Origin of the sequence: Bifidobacterium asteroides (assembly GCF_003202755.1) — a bacterium.
GTDB lineage: Bacteria > Actinomycetota > Actinomycetes > Actinomycetales > Bifidobacteriaceae > Bombiscardovia > Bombiscardovia asteroides_F.
On the sequence record NZ_QGLK01000003.1, the window covers coordinates 63371 to 78739 of the forward strand.

The window sequence follows — 15369 nt, forward strand, 5'->3', positions numbered from 1 at the left end:
TCGCAAATCCGGCCAGTCGTCACGGACTTGGCATTCCCACAGCGTTTCCCATGAATCCAGCTTGCCAGAACGAGACCGGGATCCTGTAGCTAAACATCAGCACCTGCAACTGGCCGAGGGAAATGTGAACCTGGTCACGCTTTTTTGATGTCGGTAGATTTAAGTGAGATTTTGCCAAAATTTCACCTGGTTCTATATGACACATGGCTTGATCAGTAAACGGCGGCCAGGCTGTCTCGGAGCTTTGTACCTCTCTCCTGAGTTGGGGCGTGCATGCCTGCCTTCCTAATTCTGCCTGGAGAAGCGTGATAGGGGTGCGGGAGGGAGTGTCGGCTTTCTTGGGATTGAGCCTTAAGTGACACTAGTCTTCTGCTCCCTGGTGCTTGGCCGAGGACGGGGGGTGTTTCGCTATCCGGCCTGTCTTACTCGTATGAAGCGTGTGACAGACTATGCGCTTCCCTTCGGTGGCGGCGGGATGCCAGGACCCCGCCCATGCCGGTCATGCCGGTGGCCAGGGCGAGCAGGATGCCCTCTCCTCCGGCTCTGGGGAGCATGCCTAAAGGCGTGTACGTGTATCTAAGGGAGGTGTCCGGCTTCTGGGCTGCGCCGCCCAGCGTATAGTCCACGCTGACCGTGACCATGCCAGGCATGTGTGCAGGCGTGAGCACGCTGACGCTGCTGCCATCGCCGCGCGTCAAACCTGATGCGGGGGTCTGGTCGAATCTGATGCCGGTGATTACCGGCGTCAGATTGAACCACACCGGCACAGGAATCCGCTTGTCGCTTGTGGTGTTGTCGCCGAGCTGGCCATAGTGGTTGCTTCCCCAAGCGTATGCGTATCCGTCGCTGCCCACGGCCAGCGAATGATAGGTTCCGGCACTGAACTGCACGGCATTTAGTCCTTTGCTCGTGTCGGTGGGGTTGGCGGGGTCGCGCACCCGTACAGGCACATACGAAGTGTTCTGACTGTTGTTGCCGAGCTGGCCAAAGTCGTTGCGCCCCCAGGCGTAGACGTTGCCGTCGCTGCCCAAAGCCAACGAATGCTTCCAACCGCCACTGACCTGTGTGACTTTTAGTCCCTTGCTCGTCTCATTGGAGTTGGCGGGGTTACGTACGCGCACAGGGACAAGACTCTTGGCTTTAGCATTAAGTTCCCCCGCGGGGATGCTGTCGTTGCCGAGCTGGCCAAACCAGTTGTCCCCCCAGGCGTATGCGTATCCGTCGCTGCCCACGGCCAACGCATGGTTGTATCCGGAGTAGACCTGCACGTAGGTGAAGTCCGTTGGCGTGTCTGTAGGCTTGTTCACTTTGACCGGCGTAGACCGGTTGGTAGTCGTCCCGTCTCCGAGCTGGCCATCGTTGTTGTGTCCCCATGCGTAGGCGTTGCCGTCGCTGCCCAAGGCCAACGAATGAATGGATCCGGCGCCGACCTGCACGTAGGTAAAATCTGCGGGCGTGCCTGCAGGCTTGCTCACCTTGATCGGCGTATGATGGTCGTTTTCCGTCCCGTCGCCGAGCTCGCCATTTTGGTTGCGTCCCCAGGCGTAGGCGTTGCCGTCGCTGCCCAAGGCCAACGAATGGTACCAACCGCCGGCGTCGACATGCACGTAGGCGAGATCCGCGGGCGTGTCTGCAGGCTTGCTCACTCTGACCGGCGTAGACGAGGGGTTGGTCGTCCCGTCTCCGAGCTGGCCTGACGGGTTGTATCCCCAGGCGTAGGCGTTGCCGTCGCTGCCCAAGGCCAGCGAATAATAGCTTCCGGCGCTGACCTGCACGTAGGTGAAATCCGACGGCGTGCCTGTAGGCTTCTTCACCATGACCGGCGTAGATCGGCTGGTGGTCGTCCCGTCTCCAAGCTGGCCAAACTCGTTGTTTCCCCATGCGTAGGCGTTGCCGTCGCTGCCCACTGCCAAGGAAAAACCATAGTAGTTGTAATAGTACTGAGCTGATCCGCTGACCTGGCTAAACCTGATGCCCCGGCTGGTGTCTGGCGGGGTGATGGTGGTGAATTCGGTGCCCGCCTGAGTACCCTTATCAGGGTTAATAGTCCACGTGTTGTTCCGGCATGCGAGTGTCCAGTGGGCGGTAAGGGTGAGGTCTTTGGTGAGGGGTTTGCTGAAGTCGTAGGCGACCGGCCCGATGAACCATCCGTCGAACTGGTAGCCTTCGCGCGCAGGGTCGGGGGAGGGTCGCTGGACTCTGCCATAGACTGGTTTGATGCTTTGGTCCTGGGGGGTCGGGCCTCCTTCGCCCGTGTTGAAGTGGACCGTGTAGGTGGAGCCCTGTTGGGTGTCTCTGGTCGAGGTCTGGTCGAACGTGTAGTTGAGGCTTCTGGTGAAGGGCTGGCCGTCCTGCCTGCCGATGATCGTGATGGTGGCTTGTCTCGGCTTGCTGGCGGGCATGTCCGCTAGCAAGGAGTCGTTGTTCTTAGTGAGTGTAAGCGGCTGGCCGTCCATGCTGGCTGATTCCAGGATGGGCGCTGTGGCGGCGTCGAGCCTGGTTGGGTTGCCAGGCTGGCCCTGCCCGTCCAAGCTCCACGTAAACATGCTGCCCTTCGTGCTAACGGCGGTGACCCTGCTGCCAGCTTTAACGGTCTGCATGTACGGATGGCTCCCGTCGTCAATCCGGGTGGGCGCTTCGCCGGGCATCCATGCCCAGACGTGGCCGTCCTTGTCGATGATCGTGGCCTGCTCGTTGCCGCTGGCGATTCTGCTGATCTGCGTGTCGCCGAGCAGGCCAGCGGCTGTGGGGCTGTTCTCGCCTTCGGTGAGATACCAGTCCTGCCCGTCCGTGTCCAGGAGGAGGAACCCTTGGTTGAGGGCTTGGGCCTGAACGATGCGTATGCCTGGATTCTGCTTGACGCGTGCGGGTTTGTCGCTTCCGGCATTGGCCGTGTCCCACGCCCAGGCCTGCCCGTCCGTGTCCACGATAAGGATCCGGCCGCCCGAGGCGACGGCGGAAACGGCCTGCGCCTTTCCGGGCAGGCTGGCTGTTTCCTGTTCCTCGGACTTCGGGCTCGCGTCCTGACTATCTCTCTGACTGTCTTGGAAGGCGTGGATTTGTCCCTGCCGGTCTACCGCCAGGAGCCGATTATCTGCCATGACAATGCTGGTGTACGCCGTAGAATCTGCGTCAAGCAGAGCAGGCGTATCCCCGCTTTTGCTCCAAGTGTAGATGCGGTGGTCCCGGCTCAAGGCCGCGTAGCCCTTTTCGCCAACAACCCCGCTTGTGAATCGCACCTCGCCATGCTTGCCCTGCGGTGATGGCACCTGAACAGGCATCTTATCGTTTGATGTCCAGGTGAACAGGCGGCCATCACCGGTCGCGCCGATCAGCTTCTCACCATAGGCTTCCAACGTGCTGAACAAGGGTGAATCCGCACTCGGGGGTGTGATGGTGATGCTGGTGCCGCCGGAAGCCGGACCATGGTCGGGGCTGAGTGTCCAATCAGTCACCGGGGTCCACTTGGCCTTCAAGGTGATGTCCCTGGTTATCGGGGAGCGGAAATCCATCATTGCGTCATGCTCAAACCAGCCGACAAATCGGTAACCGTCACGTTTCGGATTATCAAGAGGAGGCGAAGTCATGGAGCCATCCGGCACGGTCACGCGTTCAGGCCTGCCCCCATCGGCAGGGTCGAACACCGCAGTGTGTGAACCTGTGGCATCCGGCTTGGTTTCGGTATCCGTACGAGAATCGAAAATGTCTGTTGGGGTTTGCGCAGGTGAGGGGGCAATAGATGAAGTGGCCAGTGGTGACGGGGAAGGCAAATTGGTCGGTTGTAAGTCGCTCAGGGAATTGTTATCTATCTGAGCAGTATAGCGACCCCCTCCCTCGTTGATATCTGAGCCGGAGGTGAAGACAGTGCCGGTGACCATGCCGGTCAGAAGGAGGGGTATCAGCACAAGTGCTGACATTAACGACCGCAGACCAAACCTGTGTGTACACGAATCGGCAGACGTCGACAACAAAGCCACGAAAAACCTCCCCAAAGGATTCAGGATACCTTACTGACACCATTCCCTGCAACCTTGGGCATCACATGGCCAAATGCTATCACGCGACCATGTGAGCGTCGAATCCCCCGGCAATTCACCTAAACTCAGCTGGCCGCCACGCCGCCTACGGCGGGCAGGGCGCCGACCATGAGCATGATGGCCACGAAGATGGCCAGGCCGATCCGGTAGATGACGAATCCCCGGTAGGAGAAGCGCGAGACGATCTTCAAAAAGGCGATGATGACGATGTATCCCAGCAGGAAGCTGACCACGGTGGCGCAGATGGTGGCCCCCCAACCGGGGAAGGCAGCGTCCGCATTGATGTTCTTCAAGGACTTGATCGTCTCTAGGATGCCGGCGCCGAAGACGGCGGGAATGGCCATGAGGAAGCTGACCCGGGTGGCGGACTCGCGGGTGTAGCCCAGGGCGCGTCCGAAGGTCATGGTACCGCCCGAGCGGGATACGCCGGGGATCAGGGCCAGCATCTGTCCGATGCCGAAGAGCAAGGCGTCCCGGGCATTCATCTGGCGGATCTCCTTGTTCTGGCGGCCGTGGCGGTCGAAGTAGTCCAGCAGCAAACCGAAGACGATCAGCACCACCACGGTGATCCAGAGGTTGCGCAGCTTGGTCTCGATTATCTTCTGGAAGAGCAGACCCGCCACCACGATGGGCAGGGTTCCCAGAATGATGTACCAGCCCAGGGCCGCATCATGGTCCTTGGATCCCATCCGCTCGCGCCAGGAGGAGCCGTCCTTGCCGGCCAGGCAACGGAACCAGTGGGTCAGTATGCGGGCAATGTCATGCCGGAAGTAGAGCAGGACCGCCAGCTCGGTGCCGAATTGGATGATGGCTGTGAAGGCTGCGCCCGGGTCCTGGCCCAGCAGGCCGCCCACAATGCGGATATGGGCGCTGGATGAGACGGGGAAATACTCCGTCAGGGCCTGCACCAGGCCGAACAGAATGGCTTCGAAGAAATTCATGGACCCCTCTTGCTATGTCGGACAACAATGGCAAGCATAGCCACCGCGCAGGGCAGGAAGAACCAAGGGCCGGGCATGTCTCGCAGAATGCCCACAATGGATCTTGTCGGAATCGACGACTCGACGAATAGGGGTGTGGATCATCATGGCCAAGACCTACAGAAAATCCAGGGGCGGGGCCCCGGCAGGATTCTTCGAGTGCGAGGGGCGCGGACTTAAGTGGCTGGGCGAGGCGCAGGCGCAGGGCGGTCCCCGGGTGGTGGACGTCTACGACTGGGGCCCGGACTACCTGGACATCGAGGAGGTGACCTCCGCCTCCCCCACGCCCGGCGCGGCCTACCGCTTCGGTGCCCAGCTGGCACACATGCATGATGTCGGGGCCGACCACTTCGGCTCCGCGCCCGAGGGCTACACGGGCACCTGTTACTTCGGCCCCCTGCAGGATCCGCTCCCCATGGACGTGGGCGCCTGGGACGACCCGGCCACCTATTGGGCCAAGGGACGACTGGAGCCCATGGTGGGCATGGCCATGGATCGGCGAGCCCTGAACCGCGAGGACATGAAGATGACCGAAGAGGTGATCCAGGCCCTGCCGGAGTTGCTGGGCGCGGCTGCCAATGACAGGCCAGCCCGGGTCCACGGGGACCTGTGGAGCGGGAACGTCATGTGGACCAGGAACGACGGGAACACCCAAGCAGTTCTGATCGATCCTGCAGCTCACGGCGGTCATCGCGAGGAGGACCTGGCCATGCTGCAGCTGTTCGGCATCCCCTATCTAGGGCAGATTCTGGATGGCTACCAGAGCGTGCATCCGCTGGCGGACGGTTACCAGAATCGGACTACACTCTGGCAGCTCTACGCCATCGCCGGTCACTGTGCCTTCTTCGGCGGCGGCTATGTGAGCGAGTACAGGTCCATGTGCCGGTCGCTGCTGGGCTGACTCAGCTGAAGATGTCCTTGAGCTTGCCAAAGATCCCCTTGCGGCCCCCGACTCCGGCAGGCTTGGCGCTCTGCGGGACCTGCTTGGCTTCAGAGTCGTGGCTGTTGGCGAAGTCCTCAATCAGGCGGCGCTGATCGTCATCCAGCTTGGTGGGAATCTGGACCAGCACGTGGACGATGATGTCGCCGCGCTCCTCACGATTGCCCAGCCTGGTGACGCCCAGACCCTTGATGGTAATCTCCTGGTCGGGCTGGCAGCCGGCAGGAATATCCACCTGTCGCTGGCCGTCGAAGGTCTCCAGGTCCACCTGGTGGCCCAGCACGGCCCAGGTCATGGGCACGGCAATCCAACAGTGCAGGTCTTGGCCGCTGCGAGTGTAGCGTTTGTCGGGCTTGATGGTGATGTCCACGTACAGGTCACCGGCGGCACCGCCGCCCTCGCCCACCTCGCCCTGGGAGGCCAGCCGTAGCCGGGAGCCGTCAGCCACGCCTGCGGGCACGTTGACGCCCACCTCGCGCCTGGTGCGCACACGGCCGTGGCCGTTGCAGACTGGGCAGGGATGCTCGATGATGGTGCCATGGCCCTCGCACCGCTCGCAGGGTGCCTGGCTCATCATCTGCCCCAGCAGGGTCCGCACCACCTTCTGGGCATAGCCCTTGCCGTTGCAGACCGGGCAGGTCACCGGGGAGGTCCCTTTCTGGGCACCCGAGCCGCCGCACTCCTGGCAGAGGCCATAGGTACTGATAGGGGTGCGTACAACGCCGCCAAAAATGGCGGTCTTCATGTCCACGGAGACCTGGGCCAGTGCGTCCCGGCCGGGCTGGGTGCGCGGAATGGGCCCCTGGGTGGTGCCCCCGAAGCCGCCGCCGAAGAACTGGTTGAAGACGTCGCCCATGTCGAAGGGGCCGGCTCCCTGGGAGGCCTGAGGGTCGTTGGGATCCACGCCCGCGTCGTACATACGCCGCTTCTCAGGGTCGGAGAGCACCTCGTAGGCGCTGTTGACCTCTTTGAACTTATCCTCGTATTCAGGCCCGGCGATGTCCGGGTGGTACTTGCGGCTCATCTTGCGATAGGCACGCTTGATGTCCTGATCGCTCGCGCCGCGGTCGACTCCCAAAACCTCGTAGTAATCTGCCACCGATCATCCTTTTCGTTTGATGCCCTCTCGACCCATAGTTGCATGGGCCCACGATACCTATGACTTGTGCCGTTGCCTTGACGGTCACGGCTCCCCGTCGCCGGCTAGAAAACCGGTCAAGTAAGAGGCCACGGCACGAACCGCGCTCATGGTCGCTGGATAGTCCATATGGGTAGGCCCGATGGAGCCCACAAATGCGACCGGCTCGTCGGCCTCGGAGCCGTCGGTCTGCCTGGCCCTGGCGTGCCCGTATCCACTGGTCACCACAGAGGCATGGACCAGTTCTGGAGTCCGGGTCTCGGTGCCGATGGCCACACTGACCCCGTTACTCTCGCGGGAAAGCTCGCTCTGGGCCCGCATGAGCCGCATGAGCACCACCTGCTCCTCCAGGGCATCCAGCAGTGAACCCAGATCCCCCAGGGAGACGGCCTGGCTGTGGGTCAGCTGGGAGGTACCGGCCATGTAGAGGCCGCTGGTCTGCTCCCGGGTGGCCATCTCGTCGAAGACCGTAGCTACCAGGCACAACATGGACTTGTCGCGGCCTTCGGTAAGGGAGTCGGCCAGCATTCGGCAGCGCTCAGCTGCGCGGTCCAGGGGCAGATCCTGGCACTGCCTATTGATCTGGTCAGACAGGTCTGCCAAGGCATTCGGGTCCTCCTGCAGGGGCCCATGCAGGGTGCGCTGGACCACCCGGCCGGTGTCGGTGATGACCACCATAAGTACGGTCCCCCGGCTCAGTCCTATAAGCTCGGCCCGGCGCAGGTTGGAACTAGCCAGGGAGGGTGAGGCCACCACGGCGATCTGCCCGGTGATTTGGGCCAGAAGCTGGGCGGCGTGCTGCAGGGTGTCCTCCAGGTTGACCGACCCGGAGAGAAAAGCGTTGATCCCCCGGCGCTGGGCGGCGGACAGGGGCACGATGGTGGCCAACCTGTCGACGAAGTAACGGTAGCCCTTCTGGGTGGGGATGCGGCCGGCCGAGGTGTGGGGCTGGACCAGGTAGCCCTCGTTCTCCAGGGCCGCCATGTCGTTGCGCACGGTGGCGGAGCTGACTCCAAGCTGATGATTTCTGGTGAGCGAACCCGACCCTACCGGCTCACGAGAACGAATATAGTCCTCGACGACCGCGCGCAGCACCAGCATGCGTCTGGTATTAGGCAATGTCGCTCCTTCCGTCATGGTTTCATTATTAGCACTCGGGCCATGAGAGTGCCAAAACGTCGCGCGAAGAGCCGAATTGTGTCGTCTCAAACCGATACGATGGAAACGCATTGTGAAGGTAATCGAACATTTTCGACACAAGTCGAACATGGAGACCTCTAGATTGGAAGGAAAGCAGCACCATATGGCAGATTTCACATGGTCCGAGCTCGATGAGCGGGCTGTCAAGATGGCCAAGGTCCTCTCGGCCGACGCGGTCGAGAAGGCCGGAAGCGGCCACCCCGGCTCCCCTATTTCGCTGGCGCCCATCGCTTATGCGCTCTACCAGCACTTCATCCGTCACGACCCCAACGACCCTGACTGGGTTGGGCGTGATCGGTTCATTCTTTCCGGCGGCCACGCTTCTCTGACCCAGTACGTGCAGCTTTACTTCTCCGGGTATGGGCTGACCCTGGACGATCTGAAGCGCTTCCGCACCGCTGGCACCCGGACTCCCGGCCACCCCGAGTACGGCCTGACCCCCGGCATTGAGATGACCACCGGCCCGCTGGGCCAGGGTCTGGCCTCGGCCGTGGGCTTCGCCTATGGTCAGCGCTACGAGCGCGGTCTGCTGGATCCGGACGCACCCGAGGGGCAGTCCCCCTTCGACCATAAGGTCTGGGTCATCTGCGGCGAGGGCGACGTCGAGGAGGGCGTCTCCTCCGAGGCCAGCTCTCTGGCCGGCGACCAGCGCCTAGGCAACCTGACCGTCATCTTCGATGCCAACCACATCCAGATCGAGGGCGACACCCGCATCTCCCTGGGCGAGGACATCCTCAAGCGCTACCAGGCCTACGGCTGGTACACGGACGAGTTCAGCTTCATCCAGCCCGATGGCTCCTACAAGGAGGACGTCGAAGGCCTGGCTGCCGTCCTGGAGAAGGCCAAGCAGGTCACCGACCGGCCAAAGTTCATCAAGGTGGACACCCTGATGGCCTGGCCCACTCCCGGCAAGACAAACGATCCTTCAGCCCACGGCTCAGCCCTAGGTGCAGAGGCCGTCGCCGGCCTGAAGAAGACCCTGGGCTACGACCCTGAGCAGAGCTTCCAGATTGACGAGGAGGCCCTGGCCCACGCACGCGAGGTTGCCCAGCGCGGTCTGGCCGCTCACAAGGACTGGGACGAGAAGTACCAGGCCTGGCGCAAGGCCAACCCCGACAAGGCCGACCTCTACGACCGCATCCATGCCGGCAAGTTGCCCGAGGGCTTCGACAAGGCTCTGGACGACCTGGAAGCTGGCTTCGAGCCCGGCTCCAAGGTGGCCACCCGCAAGGCCTCCGGCGCGGTTATCAACGCCCTGGCCCCAATCATGCCCGAGCTTTGGGGAGGATCCGCCGATCTGGGCGGCTCCAACAACACCAACATCAACGGTGCAGTTTCCTTCGCTCCCGAGGCCGACGAGACCGTCCAGTGGCCCAAGGCCAGCAAGTACGGCCGCCAGCTGCACTTCGGCGTGCGCGAGTTCGGCATGGGCGCCATCACCAACGGCATCCTGCTGGGTTCGGACACCAGGCCATACAACGGGACCTTCTTCCAGTTCAGCGACTATGAGCGCCCCTCGGTGCGCCTGGCCGCCCTGATGGACATCCCCAACCTGTATGTGTGGACCCACGACTCCGTGGCCCTGGGCGAGGATGGTCCCACTCACCAGCCCATCGAGCATCTGACCGCAGTGCGTGCCATTCCCCAGATGGAAGTTGTGCGCCCGGCCGATCAGTACGAGACTGCTGAGGCCTACCGCGCCTTCTTCGAGAAGGACAACACCCACCCCACGGCCATGATTCTGACCAGGCAGGGCGTGCCCACCCTGGAAGAGACCAAGGCCAAGGCCCGCGAAGGCGTGCGCAAGGGCGCCTACGTGCTGGTCGACACCGAGGACCAGCCGGATGTACTGATCATGGCCACCGGCTCCGAGGTGCAGCACGCTGTGGCCGCCTCCAAGACCCTGGCTGAGCAGGGCGTCAAGGCCCGCGTCATCTCCGTGCCTTCGCTGGAGTGGTTCGAGGAGCAGGACGACGACTACAAGGAAGCTGTTCTGCCCGCCTCCGTCAAGGCCCGTGTCTCTGTTGAGGCCGGACTGGCCACGCCTTGGTACAAGTACCTGGGCAGCTATGGCAAGCCCGTCTCCATCGAGCAGTTCGGCCTGCAGGGCAGCGGCGACGAGAACATGCGCGACCTGGGCATCACCGCCGATCATGTGGTCGAAGCAGCACAGGCCTCCCTGGAGGAAGTCCGTCGGGCCCGCTGAACCCGGCATCGTGATCAATCGGGGGCCGTCCGCGACGCCGGCCCCCTCCCCTGCAGGCACGCCCGAAACGCGGCCTGCGGGAATACAGCAAAATACTTCCCGGTAGTGCATAGTGAATGTGATTCCATCGGGAACCCAAATAAGGAGTGACAAGATGGCAGAAAATGCAAACACCCAGCGCACCAGCGATTCAGGTGTCTCGATCTGGCTGGACGATCTGAGCCGCACCCGCATCGAGTCGGGCAATCTGCAGCAGCTGATCGCCGAGCGCAATGTGGTGGGCGTGACCACCAACCCCTCAATCTTCCAGAAGGCCCTGAGCCAGGTGGGTCCCTATGACGAACAGCTCAAGCAGCTGGGCCGCATCCCCGTCGAGGAGGCCGTCCGCGAGCTGACCACCACCGATGTGCGCAACGCCACCGACATCTTCCGCGAGGTTGCCGAGAAGACCGACTACGTGGATGGACGCGTCTCCATCGAGGTCGATCCTCGTCTGGCCCACAACACCGAAGAGACCGAGAAGCAGGCCGAAGAGCTCTGGAACAAGGTTGACCGGCCCAACGCCTTCATCAAGATTCCCGCCACCCTGGAGGGTCTGCCCGCCATCACCGCCACCCTGGCCAAGGGCATCTCGGTCAACGTGACCCTGATCTTCTCCCTGGAGCGCTACCAGCAGGTCATCGACGCCTTCATTGAAGGCATCGCCCAGGCCGACAAGAACGGCAAGGACCTGAAGCACATCGGCTCGGTCGCTTCCTTCTTCGTATCCCGCGTGGACACTGCGGTTGACAAGCTGCTGGAGGCCAACGGCTCTGACGAGGCCAAGTCCCTGGAGGGCAAGGCCGCCGTGGCCAACGCCCGCCTGGCCTACGAGCTCTTCGAGAAGGCTTTCGACAAGGATCCTCGCTGGGCCGATCTGGAAGCCAAGGGCGCCAAGCGTCAGCGCCCGCTCTGGGCCTCCACCGGCACCAAGAACGCCGCCTACTCCGACTGCAAGTATGTAGACGAGCTGGTGGCCCCTGACGTTGTCAACACCATGCCTGAGAAGACCCTTGAGGCCCTGGCCGCTCACGGCAACGGCGCCCCTTCCATTGAGGGCACCTACGAGGAGAGCCACCAGATTATGCAGAAGCTGGCAGACCTGGGCATCAACATCAAGGACGTGACCGACAAGCTGGAGGCCGATGGCGTTGCCGCCTTCATCAACTCCTGGGATTCGGTTCTCTCCGACGTACAGAAGGGTATCGACCGCGTCAACGGTTGAGCGCTTGACTGACAGTCGCTGACTGTCAGTAGTCGCCATTAAAGATTGTGCCCCGTCCGGTTCAAACCGGACGGGGCACAATTGGTATCAGTTACTCTGCCTTGGTCTCCTCGACCACCTGCTGCAGGGTGGCAATGAGGGCGGGGCTGTCATTGGGCATGTTCAGCCTGGTCAGGGTGCCGCCGGCGGATTCGATGGCCTTGGCCAGCTCCTGATCGACGTCGTAGCAGATCTCCAGGTTGTCGGCGATGAAGCCGATGGAGGCGGAGACGATGGTCTTCATGCCGCTCTTGGTGATCAGATCCTTGGCTACGGTGACGAAATCAGGACCGATCCAGGGCTCCTGGGTACGGCCTGCTGACTGCCAGGCCAGCACGTACTGATCCTCATTGAGGCCAGCTGCCTGAGCCACGGCATTAGACAGACCGATGACCTCATCCTTGTAGGGGTCCCCTCCCTTGATGATACGCAGGGGCAGGGAGTGGGCGCTGAAGATCACCTTGGTGTCCGGCCGGTCGGTCAGCCCCTTCTTGGCAACCAGCTGGTCGCTCCAGAAATGGATCAGCTCTTGGTGGTTCCACCAGGACCGCACGGGCAGGTATTCCATACCCGGATGGGCCTCGACGGCCTTGCGGGCGCGGTTGTGGTAGTCCTCGCTCGAATAGGAGGAGTACTGCGGGGCCAGGGGTATGCCAATGACCCTGGTGATGCCATCGGAGGCAATCTGGTCGACTGCATCCTTGATGAAGGGAGCGATATACTTCAGCCCTTCGTATACCTTGTAAGCACCGGGGTGGGCCTTGTCCAGCGCAGCCTGAAGACCGTCGCGCTGGGCCTTGGTGATCCTGGCCAGGGGCGAGGGCAGGCCGATGGCCTTGTAGCGGCCGACCAGCTGGTCCATGAGCGGCTTGGGCGGCTCCTGCCCATGGCGGATATTGGTGTAGTACCCCTTGATGTCGGACTCCTGGTAGGGGGTGCCGTAAGCCATGAGGAGGACAGCTGTAGGTTCAGTCATTAGCAACTTCTTTCTGTGAAAATGGAATGCAGTATGTCAGGCCGATATTGACCAGGGCTATGACGATGACCGCCAGGAACATGTTCCTGTAGGAGGCCAACCCGGCCTGTCCGCCCACCTTGCCCAGTTCAATAGCTGAGGCGAAGAGCAGGGGGGCGATGGTGGTGCCGATCTTCTTGCAGGCCGACAGCCCGCCGATGGCCTGCATACGGTTCTCGGGCCCGGCCAGCCTTCCGGCGATGACCTGGAGCGGCGAGGACATCATCGAGCCCATGCCCACCCCCATCAGGAAGGACAGGACCATGAAGATCTGCAGGTTGTGCAGGGTCAGGGTGATCACCAGGGCCATCAGGCCTATCAGCGATGAGGAGAAGACGAGCGTGGTCCGGTAGCCGAACTTGTCGACAAGGAGCCCGCCCAGCCAGGATCCGACCACGGAGCCCAGCCCCACGCCGACCATGACCATGCCGGCCGAGCGGACCGGAAGCCCGAAGACGGAGTGGACATAGGTTGGAATGTAGACGAAGAGGGAGAAGAACATGCCTCCCAGCGTCCCCAACAGAAGCGTCAGCCCATAGGAGGGCAGCTTCAGCAGGCGGATGGGCAGGAAGGGCATGGTGTCCTTGGCGTCGCCCAAGTTGCGCTCATGCACCAGGAAGACCGCGCCGGCCACCACTGCGACCAGGAGGCACCCGATGATCAGGGCCAGGTAGGTAGTTCCGTACTGGAGGAAGGTGATTGCCACCATTAACAGGGCCAGAGCGATGCTGAAGGAGCCCAGACCCAGGTAGTCGGTCTTCCAAGCGCGGTCGGTTTGGGAGTCGCCCATCATGAACCAAGCCAGGATGAACAAGATGGCCAGGAAGGGCAGCATCATGAAGTAGTAGGCCCGCCATCCGTGGGTGATGCCCAGGAGTATGCCGGACAAGACCGGGCTGACCATGGCGGAAAGACCGGCGATGATGCCCACCGTGGAGACCTTCCTGCCCTGGTTGTTCCTGCGGGCGCGCTGCAGAAGGACATTCATGGACAGGACCATGATGCCGCTGTCTCCCAAGGACTGGATGAACCGGCCCAGCAGCATGACCGCATAGTTGGGCGAGACCGCCGTCATCAGACATCCAAGGAACCAGAAGGCCAATTCCCAGAGGAAGACCTTCCTGGTCCCGTGGGCGTCGGAGAGGTTGGAGGTGATGGGGGTGCCCACCACCAGGCCCAGGGTGTAGAGTCCGACCACCCAGGAGGAGCCCATGGTGGTCAGGCCGAAAGTCCGTGTGATGGACGGCAGCATGGTCGGCACCGCTCCCCCATCCAGCTGGGTGATGAAAACGATGACCATGAAGAACCATATGGGCGTGGAAAGGATCGATCTTCTCTCTCTTGTCGACATGGTGTTACTGTCCCATCTGGTCCGTGAGCAGCCTGTCAATGCGCTCAGGATCGGTCTGGGTGCCTACCAGGAAGTAGGGGAATTCGCCGTAGATGGAGCTGGCTTCGATGTAGCGCATCTCGGTGACGATCTTCTTGAACTGGACGGGGTTGTCAGCGAACAGGGTGACGCCCCACTCGTAGTCGTCCAGGCCGATGGAGCCTGTCAGGATGATGGAGACCTTGCCGGCGTAGGAGCGGCCGATCTTGCCGTGGTCGTGCATGTAGGCCTTGCGCTGGTCGTAGGGCAGCGTGTACCAGTTGGCACCTGGAACTCGGGTCTTCGACATGGGATAGAAGCAGATATAGGGCTTGTCGGACGTCTTGGGATGCAGGCTGGCGTTGACGTAGGACCAGCCGCGGTCCGTGGTCGGCTTGCCCGAGTAGAGGCCTACCTCGGTGACTGACACATAGGAGATGGTCGGCTCCAAATAATCGGAGATGCGCAGCTTCTCTAGGGAGGTCTCGACCTCCTGGAGCTGGTCCAGTGTCTCCCTGAGGACCATCAGGCCCAGGTCAGCCTTTTGCCCATTGACCCGGCACCAGTAGTGGCTTCCCTGGCCCTGGGACTGGACTGTATCCAGCTGTGCAGCAAGGGCCTTGAACTCATCCAGGCATTCCTGGCGTTCGTCTTGCGGCACTCGGCGCCACTTAGCCCAATCGATTTTCCAGAAGAGGTGGAGACAGAACCAGCCCTCCAGGCTCGGTGCAGCTTGCTCAGCCATGAGCACATCCTTTCGCTTGCTTAGCTTGCACGACATTGTGTGATGTGCCGTTCATCCGGCACACCCTTACTCACTCTATAGGCCAAGAGGCTGAATCGTTGGATTATCGGTGCATTGTGAATGACATATTGTGGTAACAGTCAAGGACTATGAGCCTTGCACTATCGATGAAGAAAACAGGTCTTGTGTACAGACCTCGTGTATAAGACATCCATATAGAATCACGATAAAGTGGCATGCAAAATAGGATGTCAAAGGCGCTGGTAGGTCGGCATGACCAACAGCTATAAGGGAAAAATCATCCAGATAGGGCTATAGGAACTAAACGCGTTGTTTATGTTGGGGGTTTGGCCTTGTGGCTGTAAGCGTGTTGGGTGGTTGTTAATAGGTCGGGTTGTTAATAGGGGTCTTGCAGGGGTGCCCGTTCCTGTTCGAT

Annotated in this window: 10 protein-coding genes; 3 read left to right on the forward strand and 7 right to left on the reverse strand. The window is 61.6% G+C overall.

Annotation, left to right across the window (positions count from 1 at the left end):
• Positions 1–422: 422 nt before the first annotated feature.
• Positions 423–3917 (reverse strand): RCC1 domain-containing protein, encoded by a 3495-nt coding sequence (locus tag DKK74_RS04030; RefSeq protein ID WP_110412919.1) that lies wholly within the window; start codon positions 3915–3917, stop codon positions 423–425.
• 185 nt (positions 3918–4102) lie between these two features.
• On the reverse strand, positions 4103–4978 hold the full coding sequence (locus tag DKK74_RS04035; RefSeq protein WP_110412920.1) for an undecaprenyl-diphosphate phosphatase: 876 nt from the start codon (positions 4976–4978) through the stop codon (positions 4103–4105).
• 145 nt (positions 4979–5123) lie between these two features.
• On the opposite strand from DKK74_RS04035, the gene DKK74_RS04040 reads away from it, so the two are divergent.
• Positions 5124–5918, forward strand: coding sequence for a fructosamine kinase family protein (locus tag DKK74_RS04040; RefSeq protein ID WP_110412930.1), 795 nt, complete (start codon positions 5124–5126; stop codon positions 5916–5918).
• Between the two features lies 1 nt (position 5919).
• Here DKK74_RS04040 and dnaJ read toward each other — a convergent pair whose 3' ends face one another.
• Positions 5920–7056: a molecular chaperone DnaJ gene (dnaJ, locus tag DKK74_RS04045; protein WP_110412921.1), complete on the reverse strand. Its 1137-nt coding sequence runs from the start codon at positions 7054–7056 to the stop codon at positions 5920–5922.
• A gap of 84 nt (positions 7057–7140) precedes the next feature.
• Complete coding sequence (gene hrcA, locus DKK74_RS04050; protein WP_110412922.1) at positions 7141–8214, reverse strand: heat-inducible transcriptional repressor HrcA; 1074 nt, start codon at positions 8212–8214, stop codon at positions 7141–7143.
• Positions 8215–8398: 184 nt separating this feature from the next.
• Here hrcA and tkt point away from each other — a divergent pair, with 184 nt between their 5' ends.
• On the forward strand, positions 8399–10501 hold the full coding sequence (tkt, locus tag DKK74_RS04055; RefSeq protein ID WP_110412923.1) for a transketolase: 2103 nt from the start codon (positions 8399–8401) through the stop codon (positions 10499–10501).
• Between the two features lie 154 nt (positions 10502–10655).
• Complete coding sequence (gene tal / locus DKK74_RS04060) at positions 10656–11765, forward strand: transaldolase (protein WP_024628055.1); 1110 nt, start codon at positions 10656–10658, stop codon at positions 11763–11765.
• A gap of 91 nt (positions 11766–11856) precedes the next feature.
• On the opposite strand, the gene hemH is transcribed toward tal, so the two are convergent.
• The 3 genes from hemH to hemQ are packed head-to-tail and all read right to left on the reverse strand — an operon-like array spanning position 11857 to position 14933.
• Entirely contained in the window at positions 11857–12780 is a 924-nt protein-coding gene (gene hemH, locus DKK74_RS04065; RefSeq protein WP_110412924.1) for a ferrochelatase, read from the reverse strand.
• Complete coding sequence (locus DKK74_RS04070; protein ID WP_258334450.1) at positions 12773–14119, reverse strand: MFS transporter; 1347 nt, start codon at positions 14117–14119, stop codon at positions 12773–12775. Before DKK74_RS04070 ends, hemH begins: the two co-directional genes overlap by 8 nt.
• 55 nt (positions 14120–14174) lie before the next feature.
• The gene (gene hemQ, locus DKK74_RS04075) at positions 14175–14933 is read right to left on the reverse strand and encodes a hydrogen peroxide-dependent heme synthase (protein WP_110412926.1); all 759 of its coding nucleotides are present in this window, start codon (positions 14931–14933) and stop codon (positions 14175–14177) included.
• Positions 14934–15369: the final 436 nt, after the last annotated feature.

Coding starts and splice junctions, on each gene's coding strand:
- tal (WP_024628055.1), top strand. CDS start 10,656: ATGGCAGAAAATGCAAACACCCAGCGCACCAGCGATTCAGGTGTCTCG.
- DKK74_RS04030 (WP_110412919.1), bottom strand. CDS start 3,917: ATGTCAGCACTTGTGCTGATACCCCTCCTTCTGACCGGCATGGTCACC.
- DKK74_RS04070 (WP_258334450.1), bottom strand. CDS start 14,119: ATGGTCATCGTTTTCATCACCCAGCTGGATGGGGGAGCGGTGCCGACC.
- tkt (WP_110412923.1), top strand. CDS start 8,399: ATGGCAGATTTCACATGGTCCGAGCTCGATGAGCGGGCTGTCAAGATG.
- hemQ (WP_110412926.1), bottom strand. CDS start 14,933: ATGGCTGAGCAAGCTGCACCGAGCCTGGAGGGCTGGTTCTGTCTCCAC.
- DKK74_RS04035 (WP_110412920.1), bottom strand. CDS start 4,978: ATGAATTTCTTCGAAGCCATTCTGTTCGGCCTGGTGCAGGCCCTGACG.
- DKK74_RS04040 (WP_110412930.1), top strand. CDS start 5,124: ATGGCCAAGACCTACAGAAAATCCAGGGGCGGGGCCCCGGCAGGATTC.
- hemH (WP_110412924.1), bottom strand. CDS start 12,780: ATGACTGAACCTACAGCTGTCCTCCTCATGGCTTACGGCACCCCCTAC.